Annotated in this window: 16 protein-coding genes and 1 tRNA gene; 8 read left to right on the forward strand and 9 right to left on the reverse strand. The window is 54.8% G+C overall.

Annotated features, from left to right (window positions below; translation table 11 throughout):
- Positions 1-27 precede the first annotated feature (27 nt).
- A complete protein-coding gene (rnr, locus tag KZ772_RS08965) occupies positions 28-2445 on the reverse strand; it encodes a ribonuclease R (RefSeq protein WP_290539443.1) in 2418 nt (805 codons plus the stop codon).
- Between the two features lie 130 nt (positions 2446-2575).
- On the opposite strand from rnr, the gene KZ772_RS08970 reads away from it, so the two are divergent.
- Positions 2576-2662, forward strand: a tRNA-Leu gene (locus tag KZ772_RS08970).
- 182 nt (positions 2663-2844) lie between these two features.
- Positions 2845-4200, forward strand: coding sequence for an integrase arm-type DNA-binding domain-containing protein (locus KZ772_RS08975; protein ID WP_022983799.1), 1356 nt, complete (start codon positions 2845-2847; stop codon positions 4198-4200).
- A gap of 258 nt (positions 4201-4458) precedes the next feature.
- Here KZ772_RS08975 and KZ772_RS08980 read toward each other — a convergent pair whose 3' ends face one another.
- Genes KZ772_RS08980 through KZ772_RS08990 form a run of 3 tightly spaced genes read right to left on the reverse strand, consistent with a single transcriptional unit; the run spans position 4459 to position 9845 of the window.
- On the reverse strand, positions 4459-5640 hold the full coding sequence (locus tag KZ772_RS08980) for a lipid-transfer protein (RefSeq protein WP_031225738.1): 1182 nt from the start codon (positions 5638-5640) through the stop codon (positions 4459-4461).
- 23 nt (positions 5641-5663) lie between these two features.
- Positions 5664-8651: a peroxisomal multifunctional enzyme type 2 gene (locus KZ772_RS08985; protein ID WP_022983801.1), complete on the reverse strand. Its 2988-nt coding sequence runs from the start codon at positions 8649-8651 to the stop codon at positions 5664-5666.
- 54 nt (positions 8652-8705) lie between these two features.
- The gene (locus tag KZ772_RS08990) at positions 8706-9845 is read right to left on the reverse strand and encodes an acyl-CoA dehydrogenase family protein (RefSeq protein WP_197055146.1); all 1140 of its coding nucleotides are present in this window, start codon (positions 9843-9845) and stop codon (positions 8706-8708) included.
- 197 nt (positions 9846-10042) lie between these two features.
- Between KZ772_RS08990 and KZ772_RS08995 the strand changes: the two genes are divergently transcribed.
- On the forward strand, positions 10043-10708 hold the full coding sequence (locus tag KZ772_RS08995; protein WP_022983803.1) for a TetR/AcrR family transcriptional regulator: 666 nt from the start codon (positions 10043-10045) through the stop codon (positions 10706-10708).
- Between the two features lie 186 nt (positions 10709-10894).
- Here KZ772_RS08995 and KZ772_RS09000 read toward each other — a convergent pair whose 3' ends face one another.
- The 4 genes from KZ772_RS09000 to KZ772_RS09015 all read right to left on the reverse strand — a co-directional run bounded on the left by KZ772_RS09000 (position 10895) and on the right by KZ772_RS09015 (position 15627).
- Positions 10895-12127, reverse strand: coding sequence for an FAD-dependent oxidoreductase (locus tag KZ772_RS09000; RefSeq protein ID WP_290539444.1), 1233 nt, complete (start codon positions 12125-12127; stop codon positions 10895-10897).
- 97 nt (positions 12128-12224) lie between these two features.
- On the reverse strand, positions 12225-13880 hold the full coding sequence (locus KZ772_RS09005) for a choline dehydrogenase (protein ID WP_290539445.1): 1656 nt from the start codon (positions 13878-13880) through the stop codon (positions 12225-12227).
- Positions 13880-15292 carry a cytochrome P450 gene (locus KZ772_RS09010; RefSeq protein WP_290539446.1) on the reverse strand — a complete coding sequence of 471 codons (1413 nt, stop codon included), beginning with the start codon at positions 15290-15292 and terminating at the stop codon, positions 13880-13882. Before KZ772_RS09010 ends, KZ772_RS09005 begins: the two co-directional genes overlap by 1 nt.
- Positions 15293-15306: 14 nt before the next feature.
- Positions 15307-15627 carry a 2Fe-2S iron-sulfur cluster-binding protein gene (locus tag KZ772_RS09015; RefSeq protein ID WP_008930234.1) on the reverse strand — a complete coding sequence of 107 codons (321 nt, stop codon included), beginning with the start codon at positions 15625-15627 and terminating at the stop codon, positions 15307-15309.
- Positions 15628-15749: 122 nt separating this feature from the next.
- Between KZ772_RS09015 and KZ772_RS09020 the strand changes: the two genes are divergently transcribed.
- Positions 15750-16796: an AraC family transcriptional regulator gene (locus KZ772_RS09020; RefSeq protein ID WP_290539447.1), complete on the forward strand. Its 1047-nt coding sequence runs from the start codon at positions 15750-15752 to the stop codon at positions 16794-16796.
- A gap of 56 nt (positions 16797-16852) precedes the next feature.
- Here KZ772_RS09020 and KZ772_RS09025 read toward each other — a convergent pair whose 3' ends face one another.
- Positions 16853-17458: a TetR/AcrR family transcriptional regulator gene (locus KZ772_RS09025; RefSeq protein ID WP_290539448.1), complete on the reverse strand. Its 606-nt coding sequence runs from the start codon at positions 17456-17458 to the stop codon at positions 16853-16855.
- 181 nt (positions 17459-17639) lie between these two features.
- On the opposite strand from KZ772_RS09025, the gene KZ772_RS09030 reads away from it, so the two are divergent.
- From KZ772_RS09030 to KZ772_RS09045, 4 genes are read left to right on the forward strand one after another with little or no spacing between them, the layout of a single operon-like run.
- A complete protein-coding gene (locus tag KZ772_RS09030; protein WP_008930237.1) occupies positions 17640-18584 on the forward strand; it encodes a metal-dependent hydrolase in 945 nt (314 codons plus the stop codon).
- Complete coding sequence (locus KZ772_RS09035; protein WP_022983810.1) at positions 18569-19408, forward strand: SDR family NAD(P)-dependent oxidoreductase; 840 nt, start codon at positions 18569-18571, stop codon at positions 19406-19408. Before KZ772_RS09030 ends, KZ772_RS09035 begins: the two co-directional genes overlap by 16 nt.
- 38 nt (positions 19409-19446) lie before the next feature.
- The gene (locus KZ772_RS09040) at positions 19447-20406 is read left to right on the forward strand and encodes an alpha/beta hydrolase (protein ID WP_035233473.1); all 960 of its coding nucleotides are present in this window, start codon (positions 19447-19449) and stop codon (positions 20404-20406) included.
- The gene (locus KZ772_RS09045) at positions 20403-22034 is read left to right on the forward strand and encodes an NAD(P)/FAD-dependent oxidoreductase (RefSeq protein ID WP_290539449.1); all 1632 of its coding nucleotides are present in this window, start codon (positions 20403-20405) and stop codon (positions 22032-22034) included. The genes KZ772_RS09040 and KZ772_RS09045 overlap by 4 nt, the downstream gene beginning before the upstream one ends.
- The last annotated feature ends 103 nt before the right edge of the window (positions 22035-22137 follow it).

The following is a 22137-nucleotide window of genomic DNA, read 5'->3' on the forward strand; positions in this document are numbered from 1 at the left end:
GCTTGCAGGCACGTCCTACAGGGGACTCTAGCTTTTGCTGTTACGCCGGGCCGCCTTCTTGCCGCGCGGCGGCCCCTTGCGCTTAGGCTTGGGCTTGGGGATATCGCCCTTGGCCAGCTTTTCCCGTTCGCTGCTACCGCCTCTACGGTTACCGCTACCGGCCTTCTTGCTGCCGCCCTTGGGCCGACCCTTGCCGGACGGGGTAGAGGATTCCAGTTGCAGATCAATTTTGCGCTCTTCGGTATGCACCGCAGCTACTCGCACGGTGACCCCATCACCGAGCCCGAATTTGCGACCACTGCTTTCCCCGGTGAGGGTCAGATTGACCTCATCGAAATGGTAGTAGTCACTATCCAGGTTGGCCACGTGCACCAGACCATCAATGTGCAGCTCGTTAAGTTGCACAAAGAGGCCAAAGTTGGCCACGCCACTGATCACGCCCTCGAACACATCGCCGATGTGCGATTCCATGAACTGGCACTTGAGCCAGGACACCACATCACGAGTGGCATCGTCCGCCCGGCGCTCGGTCATGGAGCACTGCTCGCCGATGGCCACCATGTCCGCCTGGCTGTAGGGGATGATTTTCTCGCGGGGAATCTTCGGCAGCTTGCCCGGATTGTCCACATGGTTGGGCACGGCCTCGCTACGGATCAGGAAGCGAATGGCCCGGTGCACCAGCAGGTCCGGGTAACGGCGAATCGGCGAGGTGAAGTGGGTGTAGGCCTTGTAGGCCAGCCCGAAGTGCCCCTTGTTCTCCGCTTCGTATTTGGCCTGGGTCATGGAGCGCAACATCATGGTCTGGATCACGTTGCGATCCGGGCGCTCCAGGATCTGCTCCCGCAGATCTTGATAGACATGAGGTCTGGGCGCCCCTTCTGACCAGCCGAGGCTCAACCCCAGGCCACCGAGGAATTGCTGCAACTTGCTCAGTCGCTCTTCCTTGGGCGGCTCGTGGTTACGGAACAGGGCCGGCACACCGGCCTTTTCCAGCAGCTTGGCGGAACAGATGTTGGCGGCCAGCATGGCCTCCTCAATCATGATATGCGCCACGTTGCGGGTCACCGGCACAATCGCCTGAATTTTCTGGTTTTCATCGTAAATGATGCGGGTGTCATCGCTGTCGAAGTCGATGGCACCCCGCTCCGCACGACGCTTGCGCAGGGCCAGGAACATTTCGTGGAACGACCAGATCATGTCCAGGGACTCGTCGTCCAGGCTGGCCACGGTGTCCTGGGCCAGCTGGGAATCCGGCTCCTCGATCATGGCGCCGACCTTGTTGTAGGTCAGCCGGTGCCGCGAGCGCATCACCCCTTCGCGGAAAACAAACCCGGTCAGGCGACCGTTGGCGGAAATCCTCATGTCGCAATACAGACACAGCCGATCCACATGGGGATTGAGCGAGCAAAGACCGTTGGACAGGGCCTCCGGCAGCATCGGCACTACCCGGTTGGGGAAGTAGACCGAGTTGCCACGGGTGGCCGCTTCCCGATCCAGGGCGGAACCCGGCGACACATAGTGGCTGACATCGGCAATAGCGACGATCAGACGCCAGCCACCACGAGGGCGGCGCTCCACATAGACCGCGTCGTCGAAATCCCGGGCGGTTTCGTCATCGATGGTGACCAGCGGCAAATCACGCAGATCGACCCGATGGGCCTTGGCCTTGTGGGGCACATCGGCACCAAAACGCTCGGCGTCGGCTTCCACGCCGTCCGGCCAGACATGGGGTATCTCGAAACGGCGCAGGGCCACTTCGATTTCCATGCCGGCCTGATCCGGGGTCGCAATGATTTCTTCCAGGCGCACCAGCACATGGTGGTCGCGGCTAGGGTACTGGGTAATGATGGCGCGGACATGGTCGCCAGGATTGGGTTTCAGACCGTTCTTGTCCTCAACCAGCACTTCCTTGGTGATACGCCGGTTCTCCGGCTCCACAAAGCTGATACCGGCTTCACGGCGATAGCGGCCCACCACTTCGGTGGCAACCCGCTCGGTAATCTCCACGATACGGGCTTCTTTCTTGCCGAAGCGGTTGTAACCGGCATCGCTGACCAGTACCCGATCCCCGTCCATGACCTTTTCCATCTGGCGCGGGCCGAGGAACAGGTCACTCAGGGTCTTGTCATCGGGAATCAGGAAGCCGAAGCCATCCTTGTGGCCCTGCACGCGTCCGGGAATCAGGTCCATTCGGGACACCACACCCAGCTTGCCATTGCGGTTCTGCACCAACTGGGCATCACGCAGCATGGCCTTCAGGCGGCGTTCGAGGCCGACTTCACCGTCCTCATCCACCTCCAGCAGGGAGGCGATTTGCTCGAACTCCATGGGCTTGCCATGGTCATTGAGCACTTCCAGGATCAGTTCCCGGCTGGGGACGGGGTTTTCGTAATTTTCGGCCTCACGATCGGCATGGGGGTCGCGGTAACGTTTTTTAGGGGGCATTAAATTTTTTTCGGAAAGAGGGTTTGACATCCGGCCATCATATACTAGAATGCACGCGCTTTCGCGATGAACCGGCCGGAAACGGTAAGAAACTTTACCTTATCTACAAGGGTCCGGTACAGCACGAAACGCCGAGGTGGTGAAATTGGTAGACACGCTAGCTTCAGGTGCTAGTGGGGGCAACCCCGTGGAGGTTCAAGTCCTCTCCTCGGCACCAAACATGACTCTTACGGAGTCCGACAAAGCCCTGCAACCGTCTGGTTCAGGGCTTTTTTCGTTTATACTCGCTCTAATCCCATCCGATGGAATCCAACCAGATACCAGCATTTCTGTTGGTACTTATGTTGGCACTGCCCTGCTGGCCTCTTTCAGATACCAACAACGCCCAAGGAACAGGAAATGAGCAAGAATGCGATGGAAAAGCTGTCGGCCCTTGAGATCAAAAAGGCCAAACCGAAAGACAAAACCTACAAGCTTGCTGACGGTGGCGGGCTCTACTTACAGATCTCTCCTGATGGAGGAATGTACTGGCGCTATCAGTACCGCTTCCTAGGTAAGCAGAAATCCTTGGCACTTGGGGTGTATCCCGAAATCTCCCTCAAGGCCGCCCGAAAAGCTCACAAAGACGCGCGGCTCAAACTTGCCGACAACATTGACCCTAGCGAAGCTCGCCGCCAGGAGAAACTGGCTCGCACCGAAGCCCAGGCCAACAGTTTCGAGGCTGTTGCCCAGGAATGGCTGGTGCGCCAGCAGGTAGCCCCCGAAACAGACAAGAAAAATCGCTGGCTCATGGAAACCTTCGCCTTTCCTTATATAGGACACAGGCCTATTGCCGACATATCCCCCCGAGAACTGCTGGATGTCCTCCGCCGAGTCGAGTCAACCGGCAAGCTGGAAACAGCTCAACGCCTGAAGACAAAGTGCGGCCAGGTCTTCCGCCATGCAATCATTGAGGGAAAAGCCGAAATCGATCCCACGGCAAGCTTGCGAGGAGCGCTCAAGTCACCCAAGGTAAAACACCGCGCCGCCATCACCGACCCTTCCCGGTTGGGAAAGCTGCTACGGGACATGCAAGCGTCCACAGCAGGCCCAGTGGTGAAAACCGCCCTGCTTCTGACCCCCATCTTATTCCAGCGCCCAGGCGAAATCCGGCAAATGGAATGGTCCGAGATCAACTGGGAAGAGCAGCGCTGGGAGATCCCTGCCGACAAGATGAAAATGCGCCATCCCCACATAGTACCACTACCGCAGCAAGCCATGGCGTTACTACAGGATATCCACCTGTTTACCGGACGCGGCAAATACGTTTTTCCGTCGCAACGAGGGGCAAGCCGCTGTCTATCCGAGAATGGCGTCCGAGTGGCCCTTCGGGATATGGGCTACGGCAACGATGACGTAACCCCCCATGGCTTCCGAGCAACAGCCCGGACAATCTTGGACGAAGTACTGGGCTATAGGATTGAGTGGATCGAGCACCAACTGGCTCATGCCGTCAAAGACCCCAATGGTACCGCCTATAATAGAACCAGCTTCCTGAGTCAGCGCACCAAAATGATGCAGGAGTGGGCCAACTACCTAGACGCCCTTCGAGATGGGAAACAATTTGAACGGGCGGGAACAACCCCAGAAACTCAATACAGCCTTAGCTGCGAATCGACTGAAAAAGAGAATGGCAATCTAAAGAAGGATGGCAAGAAAAGCTTTACAGCTTTATTTAGCAATTATGCATCCCAGGAAAAACCCACATCTGATTAGTCGCCACTCCGATCTTTACCAAACACTCGTAGCTCGAAATCACCGGGTGCAAGTAACAACACAGACTTTCAGCCGAAAAATCGCAAAAAAATGGAACCCTAACCCTTCGTGGGCGGCAGCATAACGCAGGCCTGCAAAGCAAGTCATTGAGCATAGTCCCCAGGCATCCAAAAGCGTCCTAGCCCGTCTAAGATACCGCCCTATTTGGTCAACATCCCGATCAGAAGCGCAGCCAGCCCATCCCTTGCATGTAACGGCTCAATCGTTGCGGTACAGGGTCACTACACAGGCCCCCCCCAGACCAAGGTTGTGCTGCAAGGCTACCCGAGCTCCCTCGACCTGTCGCTTTTCTGCTTGGCCACGCAACTGCCACACCAGTTCGGCACATTGCGCCAGACCTGTAGCCCCCAGCGGGTGCCCCTTGGACAGCAAGCCACCGGACGGATTGGTCACGAACTTGCCTCCATAAGTGTTGTCGCCATCCCAGATAAATTTCTCCGCGCCGCCTTCCCGGCACAGACCCAGACCTTCATAGGTGAGCAGCTCATTGGCGGTAAAGCAGTCGTGCAACTCGACCACATTGATGTCTTGCGGGCCGATACCGGCCTGCTCGTACACGCTGTCGGCGGCGGAACGGGTCATGTCGTAACCGACCATCTTGATCATGGATTTTTCATCAAAGCTGCTGGCGAAATCCGTGGTCATCGCCTGGGCGGCGATATACACCGGGTTAGCAATGCCATGCTTCTTGGCGAACTCGTCCGAACACAGAATCGCGGCGCCGGCACCACAGGTGGGCGGGCAGCATTGGAAACGGGTGAGCGGATCAAACACCTCGTCTGACGCCATGATCTCTTCCAGCGACAGCACCTGATTGAACAGTGCGTAAGGATTGTTGGCGGCATGCTGACGCGCCTTCTCGGCAATCTTGCCGAAGGTTTCCCGTTTGGTGCCGTACTTCCAGCGGTATTCACGCCCTGCGCCACCGAACATCTGTGCCGCCGGCGGCGCCTGATTGAAGCCCTGCGTATCCATCATCACCTGCGCATGCTGGCTCATGGGGTTCTCGCGATCATTGAACTTAGCACCAAGCGCGCCGCGCTCCATTTTTTCAAAACCCAGGGCGATGACACATTCAGCCAAACCGCCTTCGATGGCCTGGCGCGCCAGGAACAGGGCCGACGAACCGGTGGAACAATTGTTGTTCACATTGACCACGGGAATGCCGGTCAAGCCCAGTTCATACACGGCACGCTGACCACAGGTGGAATCGCCGTAGACATAACCACAGAACGCCTGCTCAACATCGCTGTACTGGATGCCGGCATCCTTCATTGCGGCGAGGCCAGCCGCTTTTGCCATCACATGGTAATCATCGCTGGCACCGGGCTTGGCAAACTTGGTCATCCCGACACCGATCACATTCACTCTACGTTTCATTCTCTGTTCTCCGAATTATGGCGTTACAGGATTTGTTCAAGTTTGCGCACCAGCGCCAGGTCACCGTCGACGCGCATGTCGCCCTTCTGGTACAAGGTGCTCAAGGCCACCTTGCCGGCAATCAGGTCGGCAAGCTTGCTGTCGTCCAGCGTGATCACCGCCGCCGCGTCCTTCTCGCCGCTGACGATGCCGGGCGACGAGGCGGATAGATCGATAAACCAGGCACTGTCTGGGCTCCGCACCTTGATCTGCAACACACCACCCTGTCCACCAATGGCCGACAGTTTTTCCGCCAGCTCCGGCAGCACTTTCTCCGCCTGCGGTGCTTTCTGCTTTTTCGGTTGTGCGGTAGCGGTATCCGGCTGGCCGGAGGCCAATCGCTTGTCGCGTGCCTGCTCCACCAGCTTAGGGTCCATGTCCTGCAACACGGTGAGCTTGTTGGAGGCCATCACGTTACCTCCGATCTTCAGATCGCCACCAAAAAACAGTTTCTGTACCGCAGCCAGATCACCGCCAAACAGGGTCGGGGCATGTTTGCTGTCCAACTCCAGCGTCACATCCGCCTTGTCCAGCTGGCCCGCCCCGGCGGTACCCGGTGCGTTTTTCAGATCAATATAGAAATCCTGATCCGGGTTGCTGAACGCAAACTGGAAGCTGGTAGCGGCCTTCTCGATCAGATCCGGGTTGTCAGCGATGAAGTGGCCGATGGCACTGAACACATCCGCCATGGTCGGCTCCTGCGATTCGACCGGTACTGCGACAGCTTGTGAACCACCACCGTCAGCCACGCGCTTGTCACGCGCCTGCTCGGCCAGTTTCGGGTCCATGTCCTGCAACACGGTCAACTTGTTGGACGCCATCACGTTGCCGGAAATTTTCAGCTCGCCACCGAAGAACAGTTTCTGCACCGCCGCAAGATCGCCACCAAACACGGTCGCCAGATGCTCGCTGTCCAGCGCCAGAGTCACGTCCGGTTTGTCGATCGTGCCAGGCCCTGCCGCGCCTGGTGCATTTTTCAGATCAATAAAGAACTGCTGATCCGGATTGCTGAACTCGAACTGGAAGCTGGTACCGGTCTGATCAACCAGTTCCGGTTTCTGCTTGATGTAGGTCGCCACCGCCGCGAACACATCGTCAGGCGTCACCGCCTGCTCCACCTGCGGCGCAGACACTTCCTCGGCGGACACCTGTTCCGGCACCGGCGCTTCTGCCGGAATCTCCGAGAACAACTCGATGGCGGCATTCTTCAGCACCACCTCGTTACGCTCTTTCACCCAGGTTTCGAAGATGATGCGGTTATCGGATTCCTTCCACATGCGCGTTTCCAGGGTTTCACCCGGAAATACCGTCTTGGCAAAGCGCACCTTGATGCTCTTGAAATAACGGCCATCGTTATTGCTGAACGCCTTGATGACATGGCGTCCGGCATAACCGAAGGTACACAGCCCATGCAGGATCGGCTTGTCATAACCGAACGCCCTGGCAAACGCCGGGTCGGCGTGCAGCGGATTCCAGTCACCGCACAGGCGATACAGCAGCGTCTGGTTGGCGTCGGTTTTCTCTTCGATCACCGCATCCGGTTCACGTGCGGGCGGCACATTGATCTCGCCGGAATCGCCCCGCTCACCGCCCCAGCCGCCGGCGTCTTTCACGAACGAGGTCATCTCGTTGTAGGCCACCTCGTTACCATTCTCGTCGGTGGAGGTAATGGCGAAGGTGACCACCGCGTTCGGGTCCTTGTCCAGCGCCTTCTTGAACTTGAAGGTATGTTTCAGCTTGGCATGGGGCGGCAGTGGCCGCTTGATTTCGGTGTATTGCTCGCCATGCAGCAACCGGTCGAAGCCAAAGTTCATCCCTGGCAGAGCCAGCGCGCCTTCTTTTGCTGCCTTTAGCATCGCGCCGATCTGTGGCATGACGCCATAGGTGGGCAACGCCTGGAAATTGCCACCCAGCTCGTAGACGAACTTCAGTTCATCCTTGTCGAGCGGATCACGTGCGGCGCCCACACTTAGGGCATACAACGACAGGTCATTTTCATCATAGGACGATTCCAGCTCGAGGCTTTCCTTGCTGGCCACATCCAGATCGATGAATTCGTTGCCGCCCAGTGACGGGTTGTTGATGTTGTCGAGAATCGGCGAGAAGGATTCGTTGACATTGGATGGATGCTCCGCATCGGTAAAGTCGGTGATCTTGCCCCAACGACGCGCTACATCATCAACACTGAAGGCCTTGCCAAGGGGGAAGCTATTGCCCTGGCTACGTTCCCAGCGCAACTTGCTGATGAAGCCGGCACCCACTTCGAAGATACCCTTGGTTTCTTCGCACTTTTCATGGCACAACCAGGCCACCAGCGGACTGACCGCTTCTGGCTTGAGGTTTTCCAGCAAATTCGGCGGCATGATGGTTTCAGTCAGCCGAGAGGCCGCAATCGGCGCAATGGTATTCACATGAATGTTTTTGCTGCGACCTTCCTCCGCCAGACAGTTGGCCAGCCCGGCCAGACCCAACTTGGCAGCACAGTAGTTGGCCTGACCAAAGTTACCGTAGAGGCCGGCTGCCGAGGTCGTCATGATGATGCGGCCATAGCCCTTCTCACGCATGATCGGCCAAGCCGCATGGGTGACGCTCATGGAACCTTCCAGATGGACTTTCAACACCAAGTCCCAGTCCTGCTTCGACATCTTGGCAAAACTGACGTCACGCAGGATGCCGGCATTGTTGACCACGATGTCCACAGTGCCGAAGCTATCCAACGCGGTTTGTACTATCGACTCGCCGTTTTCCACCGAGTCATAGTTGGCAACCGCCTCCCCTCCCATGGCCCGGATCTCATCCACCACCTTGTCTGCGGCAGACGACGACTTGCCATCACCGTGGGCGCTGCCACCCAGGTCGTTAACCACCACCTTGCAGCCACGCGCGGCCAGGGTCAGGGCATGCTGCCGGCCCAGCCCGCCCCCGGCACCGGTGACAATGGCTACACGATCATCAAAACGAAGTTCTGCCATGATACTTTCCTCTTTTCAATACAGGGCACACATGCCGTGCAGGGTCGAGAATCCTCAGATAGAGCGTGAAATAAGTTCTTTCATGATTTCGTTGGTGCCGCCGTAGATGCGGTTGGCACGGGTGTCGATGTAGGCTCGGGCGATCGGATACTCGAGCATGTAGCCATAGCCACCATGCAGTTGCACACAGCGGTCAACCACCTTGCTGAGCAAATCGGATACCCAGTACTTGGCCGCACAGGCAGCCTCGGGCGACAGGGAATTCTTCACCACCAGCTCCATACAGCGATCAACATAGACCCGTGCAATCTGGATTTCAGAACGCATCTCGGCCAATTCAAAGCGGGTGTTCTGGAATGCCGCCACCGGCTTGCCAAACGCCTGGCGCTGTTTCACATATTCCACGGTGGTTGCCAGCGCATGCTCGGCAGCCGACGAACAGATGATGGCGATCATCATCCGCTCCCAGGCCAGCTCCTTCATCAAGGCAATGAAACCCATGCCCTCGGCACCCAGCAGGTTTTCCTTGGGCACCTTGACGTTGTCGAAGAACAACTCGCAGGTGTCCTGCCCGCGCATGCCGACTTTCTTCAGCGGCTTGCCCTTGGAGAAGCCCTCGCGATCCGCCTCAATAATCATCAGGGACACACTTTGTGCACCCAGCTCAGCCGGCCCGGTACGCACCGCCACCACCGCCATGTCACAGAGGTAACCGTTGGTGATAAAGATTTTCGAGCCATTTACCACGTAGTGATCGCCCTCAAGGGTGGCCGTGGTCTTGATACGTTGAAGATCGGAACCGGTACCCGGCTCGGTCATGGCCACGGCAGTGACCGCTTCACCGGTGGCCATTTTGGGCAGCCACTGGCTTTTCTGTTCATGGGAACCAAAGTTGTTGATGTAGTTGGCAACAATGTCCGAGTGCAGGGCAAAGCCGCTGGCCGAATCCCCCACCCTCGCCTGCTCCTCCATCAGTATCATCGAATAGAGACGGTCAACGCCGCAGCCGCCGTACTCTTCAGGCATCGTTGGACACAGCAGCCCCAGCTCCCCCGCCTTGTTCCACAGTTCACGATCAATATGTTGCTGCTCCTCCCACTTCTCGTGGTAAGGGGAGATTTCAGTCTCGAAGAAACGCCTTGCTGTGGCGCGGAACGCCTCATGGTCTTCATTGAAGAGAGTACGGGGGATCATCGGCGATACAGCCGCCGGTACATGCACATCACTCATTACAGGCTTCCAACGTTGATTCAGGAACAATGGCAAGACTTTATAACTTACAATACGTACGTTCAACTTGTTTATTGGCGAGCTACGCTACAATCCATTTATCATTTAGAATCAGGCCTCTGCATCCCAGTGACCATGCTCAGTAATAGACAGAGAACGCGATGAATGCTCAACGACGCACCCAGGAACAACGTAGCGACGCCATGCGGGAACGCATCATTCAGGCAGTGCTCACCTGTCTAGAGAAGGATGGATTCGCTGGCACCACCGTCAGTCGCATTATCAACATCGCTGGCGTATCTAGGGGCGCCCCACTACACCATTTCTCTAGTAAAGCAGACATGATCGCTGCGGCAGCTGAGCATTTAATTCGCCAGCACTATATTCAGCTGGGTAAAGCCATCGCCAAACTCCATGGATCTGAAGATCGACTAGAAGCCCTTATCTTTGGTGCATGGAAGAATGTTTTCGATCAGCCGGAATTTATCCCGTTGATGCAACTATTGACAGCCAGCCAACATGACCCTGAGCTTGCATCCATTTTGCAACGTGTCTGGACTTCCAATTACTTCATCGTCGGTAACGCGGCAGACCATTATCTGGAGGCCATTAGTGAAGACACCGATGTGCGCTCGATGATGATGTTGACGCAATGGCTGTTGCGCGGCATGGCGCAGGATTTGCACATCGTTGCCGACAAAACGCTCTTTGACCGCTATCTCAAAGTCTGGTGCAACATGCTCGCCGTTCATCTGCGAGCCCGTGCAGATGTAAACGACCCACCGCCTTACCCGCCCAAGTGGGAACTACCGCTGAGCGATGCTTGACCGCCCCACTTGGGCTTGCGGCATCTCTACACATAGCTACGTTGTCGTTAACACCCAACGAATAAAGCTGTATATCGACCATGTCCACGCCACTTGATTGCTCAGATCGACCTTCGGTACCGGATACGGTTTCCGTTGACACAAGTCGTCATCGAGACTATTGGAGATAGCAATTCTTGCAGTGCTTCAGATTAAAGACTTCAGTTCGATATTCGGATTAGACAACACTTCAGCGCTGACACTCTTGCGCAGTTTAACCAACTGTTTACCCACCATGAATGCAACTGGAAAATTGACTGCATCAACAGCAATAACATGACCAAGACATAGATAGAAAACTGCGAATTCCTTGTCAAGGATACTGCCACGCAGTACACGCTGGTCATGATTTTGGGACAATCCTACCATCTGCAAACGAACATCATACTGGTTCGACCAGAACCAGGGAGGGCTATCGTAGGGCTTTTCTTCACTCATAAGTGTAGCTGCCGCCGTACGAGCTTGCTCAACAGCGTTAGCGACTGATTCAAGACGCTGCCTTTTGTCGAAGAACAGATTATGATGGCGGGTACAATCTCCTATCGCCAGAATGTCTGGGTCATCGGTGCGGGTAAATTCATCGACGACAACGCCATCATCGCAAAGCAGGCCAGCATTTTCAGCCAAGGCCGTTTCTGGTATGACACCAATCGAAACGAGAACGATGTCCGCTGACACCTTACCCCCATCGGCCAAGGTCACACCATTCACGCACCCTTGATCATCTGATTCAAAACCAATTACGGCCGCCCCCAGACGAACATCGACTCCTGCACTCGTGTGTTTGGCGTAGAGAAATTCAGATATCTCTGGCCCAGTAACACGCTGCATTAAGCGCTCGGCAGCTTCCAAGACAGTAACTTTAACACCTTGCTTAGTCGCACTGGCAGCCACTTCAAGTCCGATATACCCGCCCCCCACGATAACCAGGCGTTTGCCGGGTACTAGCTCACGACGCAGGGCATCTGTGTCCTCGATACCATGCAAATAATGAATACCTTTCAAGTCTGAACCCCGCACGTTAAGACGGCGGACATGTGAGCCAGTGGCCAAGACCAGTTGGTCGTACTTTAAAGTGCTTTGATCTGACAAAATGAGGCTTTTGTCGTCTCTGTTAATCTGTTCTACGCGCACGCCGAGCTGTAATTGCTGCCCCGCTTTCTCGTAGATTGAAGGCGGTTTAAGGTATAAAGACGCCTTATCAACCTCCCCCGCGAGATAATTCTTGGACAAGGGCGGTCGCTGATAGGGAGGGTGCAGCTCTTCGCTAACCATAACCACTTTGTGAGGGTATTTTTTTTGCAGCAAGGCGGTCAAAAGTGTTCCTGCTGCGTGTCCACCACCAATAATGACGGTGACCTCTTTATTTTTGTTAATCATAACCTGTCTCTTTCTATGCGTACTGAAACCGAGTTACCCACAAAAAATTCATGAATAACTATAACTTGCAACATCATCCGAGCTAAACACATGATGCCTAAAATCCAGCCACCGCGGCGTCCTCAAGTATCATATCTGCCCCTTTCTCTCCAATCATGGTCGCCGGCTGATTGGTATTTCCGCCAACCAGGGTTGGCATGATAGACGCATCAACTACCCGCAACGACTGCAAGCCACGCACACGGAGACGAGGGTCGACCACTGCCATATGATCAATCCCCATCTTACAAGTGCCGACCGGGTGGTATGCGGACTCACCATTACGGCGCACCCACTCGGTGAGACTCGCGTCATCCTGTATTTCCAGCCCTGGTGAAATTTCTACATCCTGATGAAAATAAAGTGCACGCTGGGACAAAATATTACGAACAAGCCGAACACCACGAATGAGTTGTTCGACATCGGCAGGGTCAGCCATGTAATTGGGGTCAATCAATGGTGCAGCGAGCGGATCAGCACTGTGTAAACCAATGCGGCCCCGGGACAAGGGCCTGAGCCCATAGATCATTACAATGTAGCCATAGCCACTCATTGCAATTTTCATGTCACGGCCGTGATCAGCGTACAGCATTGGCCCAAAGTGCAATTGCAGATCAGGTATCGGTTGCTCTTCTTGGGAGCAGATGAATCCGCCTGCCTCAGCGCCATTGCTAGACAGCACACCTCGACGACCGCTCAGGTATTGCATTAAGGCCCGCCCCCCCTTCAACCAATAGCTCGGATGCATCGATATTCCCAGTCGGCTTCGCGATCTGACCCGTACAAAAACGTCAACATGATCTTGAAGATTACGCCCCACCCCCTCCAGCGAATGACGCAGCTCAATGCCATGTCGAGCAAGCTCCTCGCGGGGGCCGACACCTGACAGCATAAGCAGTTGTGGCGAGTTGAATGCACCGCCGCATAGGATAACCTCCCGCTTGGCATGAGCTCTAACCAAACTTTTTGCGTGGCGATACTCGACACCAATAGCGCGAGCCCCATCAAACAGCACGCGGGTAACATGTGCATCGCTGCGAATGGTCAAGTTAGATCGACCCTCAGCAGGCTCAAGATAAGCACGCGCATTACTGCAACGGGAACCATCCTTCTGATAGGTGTAGTAATAGCCGACGCCTTCCTGATCAGGGCCGTTGAAGTCCCGATTGCGTCGATACCCCGCCTGTACTGATGCCTCGACAAACGCCGTACTCAACGGGTTTGTATAACGCCGCTCCGCCACATTGAGAGGCCCATCCTGACCGTGGAAGCCTGCGGTACCCGGCACCATCTCAGGCTCGTAATGTTCTGACTTACGAAAATACGGCAACACCTCGGCGTATGACCAACCGTTACACCCCTGCCGTGCCCACTCGTCGTAGTCCCTGGCGTGACCACGGATATAGACTTGGGCGTTAATCCCACTCGAACCGCCAAGCATCTTGCCCCGCGGCTGGAACAACGAGCGACCATACATGTGGCGCTGTGGTTCAGTATAGAACTGCCAGTTGAAACGGCGACTGAACATCAACTGCAAAAATCCAAGAGGCGTGTTGACGAAAGGGTTTCGGCGACTCTGGGGCCCGGCTTCGAGTAGCAACACCGTATAGAGGCCACTCTCAGACAAACGATTGGCTACCGCGCACCCTGCTGAGCCAGCGCCAACAACGATATAATCGAATTGTTCAGTCGCCAGACTGGTCAAACCTTTCATTAATTTTTTGCCGTCAGTTTGACCATCAACTTCGAATAACCGCGCACAAAGTTCGACTGTACACGCTCCGGCTCATCGACCACTTCGATATTTTCGAAGCGCTTGAGCAGTTCTTCCCACAAAATCCGCAATTGCAATTCGGCCAGGCGGTTGCCCATACAACGGTGAATACCGTAACCAAAAGAAATATGGTTGCGTGCATCCTTGCGATCAATAATAAGTTGATCGGGGTTTTCAAACTTGCGTTCATCCCGATTTCCTGAGGCATACCACATTAAAACCCGGTCCCCTTTCTTGATGGTCTGGCCACGAAGCTCAACGTCCTGTGTCGCAACCCTGCGCATGTTGGCCAGCGGGGTTTGCCAACGGATGATTTCCGAAACCATATTCGGAATCAACTCCGGTTTTGCCTTCAGTTTTCTAAATTCCTCGGGAAACTGATTCAAAGCCAGCACGCCACCACTCATCGAGTTGCGAGTGGTATCATTTCCACCAACAATAAGCAGCGCCAGATTCCCGATAAACTCCATCGGCCGATTGATCAGGTCTTTTGTATCTTCGTTGCTCTGCAGCATACTGATCAAATCGAAACCGGGTTCTTCGCCGGAAGCACGTCGCGCCTCCTTGTCTCGCCACAGCCTGGAGAACGCCCTCGCCATATCTGCCGCGTCATCAAACATGACATCTTCGTCGGTAAATTCTCCACCCGTGGCGGATGCCGCGCCAGACAAACGATCAGACCATTCAACGAGTTTGTGACGATCCTCATAAGGGAAATCCAGCAACGTAGCGAGCATACGGCCAGTCAGTTCTTTGGACACCGCCGGCACCCAATCGAAAGGTTTATCCAGAGGCAAGCTGTCTAGCACTTCCGCCGCACGAGAACGAATCAGCCCTTCCATTTCTTTAAGGTTTTTCGGAGCAACGACGCCCTGCACCGCTCGGCGCTGTACATCATGTTTGGGCGGATCCATGGCGATAAACATTTCCACCGATAGTCCGTCCGGTGGATCACCCAGAATAATTTGCGGCTCAGAGGAAAACAGTTCATGGCTCTTGTCGACGAACAAAATATCTTCATAGCGCGTTATTGACCAGAAAGGCCCGAATGGACTGTTCTTCTGGTAATGTACCGGAGCTTCATCTCGTAACCGCTTAAAATAGGCGCGCCACTGATCTTGTCGATACAGAAAAGGGTTGCTGGTGTCGATATCTTCCAGTGCCAAGGTGCTAACATCAGGCAGGGGAGTTTCGACAAACTCCATTTGTGTGGAGCGAGAACCCACGGCCTTTCTCTTTGCCTTCATCAACATTTTCATGGTTTTAATCTGAAAATGCATTGGCACCACTTTCGACGAAACGTTGAAAACCTTGGTCTGCAAACTGTTGCTTGAGCTTGTTTTTGTTGACATAGCTTTCTCCCTGCTTACATCTGGAATTCAGGCAAATGCACGGTCATACCGTCCATCGCCTCAGTAATTTCTACCTGGCAGCCCAGACGCGAGGTTCTCGCCCGCTCCGGGGTCATGGACAGCATCTGTTCTTCCGCGTCACCAACCGTTCCGGTATTGCCGAACCACTCATCGGCAACAATCATGTGGCAGGTACCACAGGCGCACTCGCCGCCACAATCACCATCGATACCTGGCACGGCGTTATCAACCGCAACTTGCATAAGCGTAGAACCCGCCCTGAATTCCGTCACATGCTCGGTATCGTCATGTTCAATAAAGATAATTTTTCCCACAGCGCGTCTCCTAGTATTTATGTCTAACCTGAAGATTGGCTATATAGCGGCATGCCAGCGAGGACATTTCTTGACAGGACAGGGACATTTAAAGACAGTAATGACTTTCCGAGGAGAGGCTAATGGCAATAACTACGCAGAGTGATAGCTTGCAAAGCGTGGATGCTGATATCCCATCGAACTACTCACGCCTTATCGCCCGTGAACTTGGTCTGAGTGCACGAGAGCTGCCCCGACTCCTGCGCAAAACAGATGTGGATGTTACGCAATTACTCAAAGATGAGAGTCGACTCACCGCAACCCAACAGATCCAGATCTTGCGTAATGCTTTGGATCTATCCGGTAAACCAGAGTTCGGCTTGCGGTTGGGCAGGCGCCTCACCCCGGCAACCCATGGGGTGATGGGCTTTGTTGCTAACAGCAGCCCCGACCTTTATACCGCGCTGCAAGCCGTTCACACTTTCCTGCCTACGCGAGCAAGCTTTATTCAGGTGAACTTGCAAAACACTGAGGATTATCTGGAATGTGTTGTGAGCTTTCAGGTAGCAATGGACAACGACGTGGAGCGCTGCTTGGCAGATACTGTGATCAAGGCTTTTTTTGAAATTGGCGAGTTCATCGTAGGTCGCCCATTGTATGAATCAGAGGTTCATTTCCCCCATCCAGCCCCCGTCTACCAGGACATGTACCGGGAGTATTTACCAGGCAAAGTTTACTTCGACTGCGATCACTTCAAACTAAGATTAGCAATGGAGTTATGTCGAAAGCCGAACGCATCAGCCAATCATGAAAGCTATCATCTGGCCTTTCAGCAGTGCGAATCCATGCTTGCGCGCCTTGAGAACCCTGAACCGGACTATCGGACTCGGCTACAGAAAATGATGTTTTCCCGACCACCCGGGACACTGAGTGAAGATGAAGCCGCCGCCTCCCTCTTCATGAGCAAACGCACCCTTGCACGGAAGCTCAAGAAAGAAAACAGCAGCTTCAGAAAGATTCGCGATGAAGTGCTATCCAGGCAAGCAGCAAACTATTTGTGCGAGAGTCAGCTCTCGGTCGAAGCAACCGCTACACTGTTGAATTATCATGACACTGCCAGCTTCAGACGGGCGTTTAAACGCTGGTTTGGTCAGACTCCTGATCAGTACAGACAAAGGACGGGCACATAAGCCGTGCCGACAGTCAGCAATCAGCGCTGGTCATGACTTCTCATTCAATAGATCGTCTAGCGCTTGAGCACACCGTCTTTAATTACCACCCACACAAAGTCACCGATATCTTTTACGGTATACCGCCCGCCCTCGTTAAACCATGTTGCGACCCAATTTAACGCTCCCAAGCCGATAAGGCGCAAAAGGTCACGATCTACATCCGCACGAATCAGGTTTTGAAAGGACAAGGATTGGATCATAGCAGACCAAAGAAGTTCGTATCTGTCTCGTAGATCAATCATTTCCTTGCGTGACTGGCCCTGCAAGGAGCGCCATTCAAAAAGTAGCACATAGACCATATCCGAACCGCCGACCAGTAACTCAAGGTGAGCATTAATGCCCTGGCGCAACTGCTCAAGTGGTTCACTCTCCCCCCGAATAGCCTCAGACAAAGCTGTGGAGGCTTGCTCAAGCGCAAGACGCATCAGGTCTACCAGGATGCTTTCCTTGGAGGGGTAACGGTAATGCAGGCTGCCAGGCAACATGTCACAAGCTTCGGCAATTTCCTTAACGGTGGTTTTATCGAACCCCTTTTGACGAAATAGACGTGCCGCAGCACCGAGCACAAACTCTCGATCCGTTTGCGCTACCGGTGTTACCTGATTTTTCTTTCTTCCCACAAGCCACTCCCATACTATAAGCCTTTGATTCTAGCATTCCTTTTAAAGTCGGCCCAGCCTTCCTGGCCGATGGCACTACTCGATCTATACAGATAAAAACACGCTGTTTACCTTACAATCTTGAATTTGGTTGGTCATACAAATAAAGTCCAATGAATGCACTTTACTTGGGAGCGATCCAATGGCTCTGGCAAACCGCAAGATTGGTTACGACGAGGTTGTAACCCGTGACATTCACTTTCCCATGAACATCGAAAACGTGGCCCGCCACTGGTTTCGCAACGACCCGTGGTCCACTCACTGGATGAATGCCATTCTCGCCGCCGTCCCCGACGGTGAACGCTGGGTGATGAATTCTGCAAGACGGCAGCTTGGCAAGCTTGACGATCCAGAAGTGCTGAACGCAGCTAAAGAATTCATTCGTCAGGAGCGCATTCATGCTCGTGAGCACGATGAAATGAACGCCATCGGCGTGCAACACGGGGTTCCCATCGACAAGGTTGAAGGCGTGTTCAAGCTGATCCGTAAGCAACTCCAACACCGCCTCAGTGACGATATGCAGAGCTCCATCGCAGCGGCGTTTGAACATTTCACGGCCATTATTTCCTCGGTACTGCTTGAGCACCCGGAGCTGTTTGACGAAACCCACCCGGATTTGCGTGCCATGCTCTACTGGCACTTTGTCGAAGAAACCGAGCACAAGAGCGTCAGTTATGACGTCTTCGTCGATGCCAGTGGTGGTGGCTACCGCAGTTACCGACTGCGTATCAGTGGCATGCTACTGGCCATTGCCCTGGGCTTCCCCATTATGATCGGCAACCAGACCTATCTGCTCTACAAGGATCGTCAAATTCTGAATTTGTGGTCCGCCGCCAAAATGACCAAAGTCCTGTTCTGGCGTCCCGGCATTCTTTCCAAGGTACTCGCTGGCGTGCCCCCCTATTTCTCCCCCACTTTCCACCCGTGGGATGACGATAACCGTGATGTAATCCGGATCTGGAAACGCGCCTACGAAAGAACTGGCGACCCTCATAAGGCCTATCAAGCGCTCAGAGACCACCGAGCCAACAATGTACACGGTACATTCGAAACGCCACAACCTGAACCCGCATGGGGGCAGGCATGAAAAAGAAACCCTTGCACCCGTCAACTCAGGCGGCAGCTGTCATCACCGGGGCGGGTAGCGGCATCGGTCGTAGCTTTGCTTACGAAGTTGCCCGTCGAGGCGGTTCGGTACTGTGTGTCGATATCAATGAAGAGCGCGCCGAACAGGTGGCGATCAGCCTGCGAGCACTCGGTACTCACGCGGTAGCCCTGGGGTGTGATGTCGGCGATGAAAAACAGATGGCATACCTGGCGGAAAATGCCGAGCCTTTGCTCGGCAGGCCGGTAACCCTGGTAATCAACAACGCCGGCGTCGGCCTCGGTGGCCCAATCGGCGAGGTGTCACTTGAAGATTGGCACTGGTGCATGAACGTCAATCTATGGGGAGTTATTCACGGCTGCCATTATTTTGCCCCTCAGCTTCGCGATCTGGGCTATGGAGGCATCATCAATGTGGCCTCTGCTGCCGCATTCGGGTCCGCCCCGGAAATGGCCGCCTACAACGTCACCAAGGCAGGGGTACTGGCCCTGTCCGAAACGCTGTCTTCTGAACTGACCGGAACCGGCGTAAAAATCACGGCCCTGTGCCCAACCGTGGTCCCGACCAATATCGTCGAGAATGGGCGCCTGCCTGAACGTCGCCGTGACTTTGCCCGTTCAGCGATGACCCGCTATGCCCTCACCAACGCCGACCAGGTGGCCCGACAGACCCTCAGTGCCCTTGATCGAGGTGAGCTTTACATGCTGCCACAAATTGACGGCCGGCTTGCCTGGCGGTTGAAACGCCTGACGCCACGACTATACGCCCGCGCAATTGGCGAAGCTTACAGAATGCTGGCTGATTAAACCGCATTTGAGGAAACGGAACACGCAAGGAATTCAATATGGCCTCCATTCCTACAACAATTTTGAAGCTACTTTTTCGCGCCGGCATGAAGCGTGATATACGCGACCCGGACAAACTGGTAAGACATCTTCGCAGGGTGATGAACGCGCCTTTGGCCCCCTCTCTGCTGCCACGCGGAGTGCGACTCAAGCGAGGCAAGGTTGCAGGAATAGCTGGCCACTGGCTAGGCACCGCAGACCCACAAATCACCATACTCTACCTGCATGGTGGCGCCTTCATCGGCGGGCGGCTTGATACCTATCACCACTTTTGTGGCCGTTTGGCTCACGCCCTGAATGCGCGGGTCTTTCTTCCGGATTACCGACTAGCCCCTGAGCACCCCTTCCCGGCAGCAACGGATGACGCCTTTAATGTGTATCGTGAACTGATCGCAGACCCTCGCCCTGTGGTCATTGCAGGAGACTCTGCGGGAGGCAACCTGACGTTAGTCACATTGCTGCGTGCCCGTGATCAGCTGCTGAAAATGCCGGCTTGCGCCCTCGCCATTTCGCCGGCATCGGATGCGCGAGGCACCCTGATGTCCAGACAGGCGAATAGCGACAGCGATACCATGCTTTCCCATGGCATGATTGAGGTGGCAACGGATATCTATCTGGCCGGCGCGGACCCCGCTCACCCGTATGCCTCACCAATCACCGCGGATTTCACCGGCTTGCCCCCTCTACTTTTCACTGTCAGTAGCGAAGAGTGTCTGCGCGACGATACCCATGCAGCAGCACAATGCGCGCGAGATGCGGGGGTGCCCGTGCAGGTTCTGGAGCGCGATGATATGCCGCACGTGTGGCCCGTATTCACCTTTTTGCTACCAGAGGCAAAGCAGGACTTCCCTACCATCGTCCGAATTCTGGGAAAGTATCTGACCAGCAATAACGTCGGCAAAGCCCCATCCCAAACGGTCAATGCTAGCGATAGCGCCATAGTTGAGGTTGCATCATGAATATGGCTGCTGTTGCAATCCATAACCCTCGTCCCAGCGTTACTCCTGATCATGAAGTCATTATCATCGGCGCGGGAATTTCTGGAATTGGTGCGGCAATCCAGCTGCGTGCCGATGGCATCAAAGATATCTTGATCCTTGAGCGAAGCAAGGATGTGGGAGGAACCTGGCGCGACAACCGTTATCCGGGAATCGCTGTCGACATTACCTCGTTTACCTATTCATTTTCCTTCGAACAAAACGCAAATTGGTCTCGCGTTTTTGCGCCGGGAAACGAGCTTTACCAGTATACAAGACAGGTAACAAGCAAGTATGGCATCTACCCACTGATTCGCTTTGGTGTCGAAGTCGCTAGCGCCCGTTTTGATCTCGACAGCCATGTCTGGTTGATCGATCTTACGGATGGCAGGCGACTTAGTGCACGCCATATTGTCTCGGCCTGTGGCGGTTTGATATCACCCAAGATGCCAGATATTGAAGGGCTTGATACGTTCCAGGGCAATGTCATTCACACTGCACGCTGGCCAGATGACCTTGATCTTAGTGACAAGCGAGTAGCGGTAATAGGCACTGGCGCCACTGCAGTGCAACTGATTCCGAAAATTGCCCGCCAGGCTCGTCAACTTGACGTCTACCAGCGCACCCCCATCTGGGTGCTGAAGAAGCCGGATCAGACTCTGCCTGGCTGGCTCAAGGTATTGTTCCGAACCGTACCGGGCTTGCAACGCAGCCTTCGCGGCGCTACCGACACCGTCAGCGAAACCCTGATGGTGCTTTCCGCAATATATTACCGGCAGGCCCCTTGGCTGGTTCGCATGTGTGAAAAGGCGGGCATAAACAACCTGCGCGAACAGCTGCCCAACCGCCAGGACCTGTGGCAAGCACTGACACCGAAATACGGCTTCGGGTGCAAAAGGCCAACGTTTTCCAACGACTATTTCCGAACCTTTGCCCGAAACAACGTTGAGCTTGTCACGACCCCGATCAAGCGTATTACGTCCCGCGGCATCACCACCCAGGACGGCCGCTCACGGCGTATCGATACCTTGATCCTCGCCACCGGTTACAAAACCTTCGAGAAAGGAAATATTCCCTCGTTCGACGTCATCGGCAGCAACAACATCAATTTGGGCGATTTCTGGCATGACTACCGTTACCAGGCCTATGAAGGGTTGACCATTCCGGGCTACCCGAACTTTTACATCATGCTCGGTCCCTATGCCCTTATCGGCACCTCTTACTTCAAGATGGTCGAAGGGAATGCCATCCACCTCTCTCGCTGTATTCGCGAAGCCAACCGACGTGGAGCCAGCCAAGTGGAAATACGTCAGTCCGTCCATGACGCGTATTTCCGCAATATCCAGAAACGCCAGCAAAACACCGTGTTCCTTAACCACAACTGCGCGCTGTCGAACAGTTATTACTTCGACCATCATGGTGACGCGCCAATGCTGCGGCCCTCTACCTCTCTGGAAATGCTGTGGCGAGCCAAGCATTTACCGATGGATCACTACCGGTTCAGTGTACTGGCCGGGCACACTCCCAGCAGACACGACGGCGGGAGACAAGCCTGTGAGCCACACATCCCCGCCGCCAGAGAAGGGCATTTCGGCAAAACAAACAGATAACAATTCTCAGTGACTGTGCCAGAGAAAGTGTGGAGCCTGCTTGTACATGTCACGCCAGCAGAGCTCTCCAGATCCAGTTGACCGTGCGCTTTAGCGCTGCCCA

Source organism: Alcanivorax sp., assembly GCF_019431375.1.
In the GTDB taxonomy this organism is placed as follows: Bacteria; Pseudomonadota; Gammaproteobacteria; order Pseudomonadales; family Alcanivoracaceae; genus Alcanivorax; species Alcanivorax jadensis_A.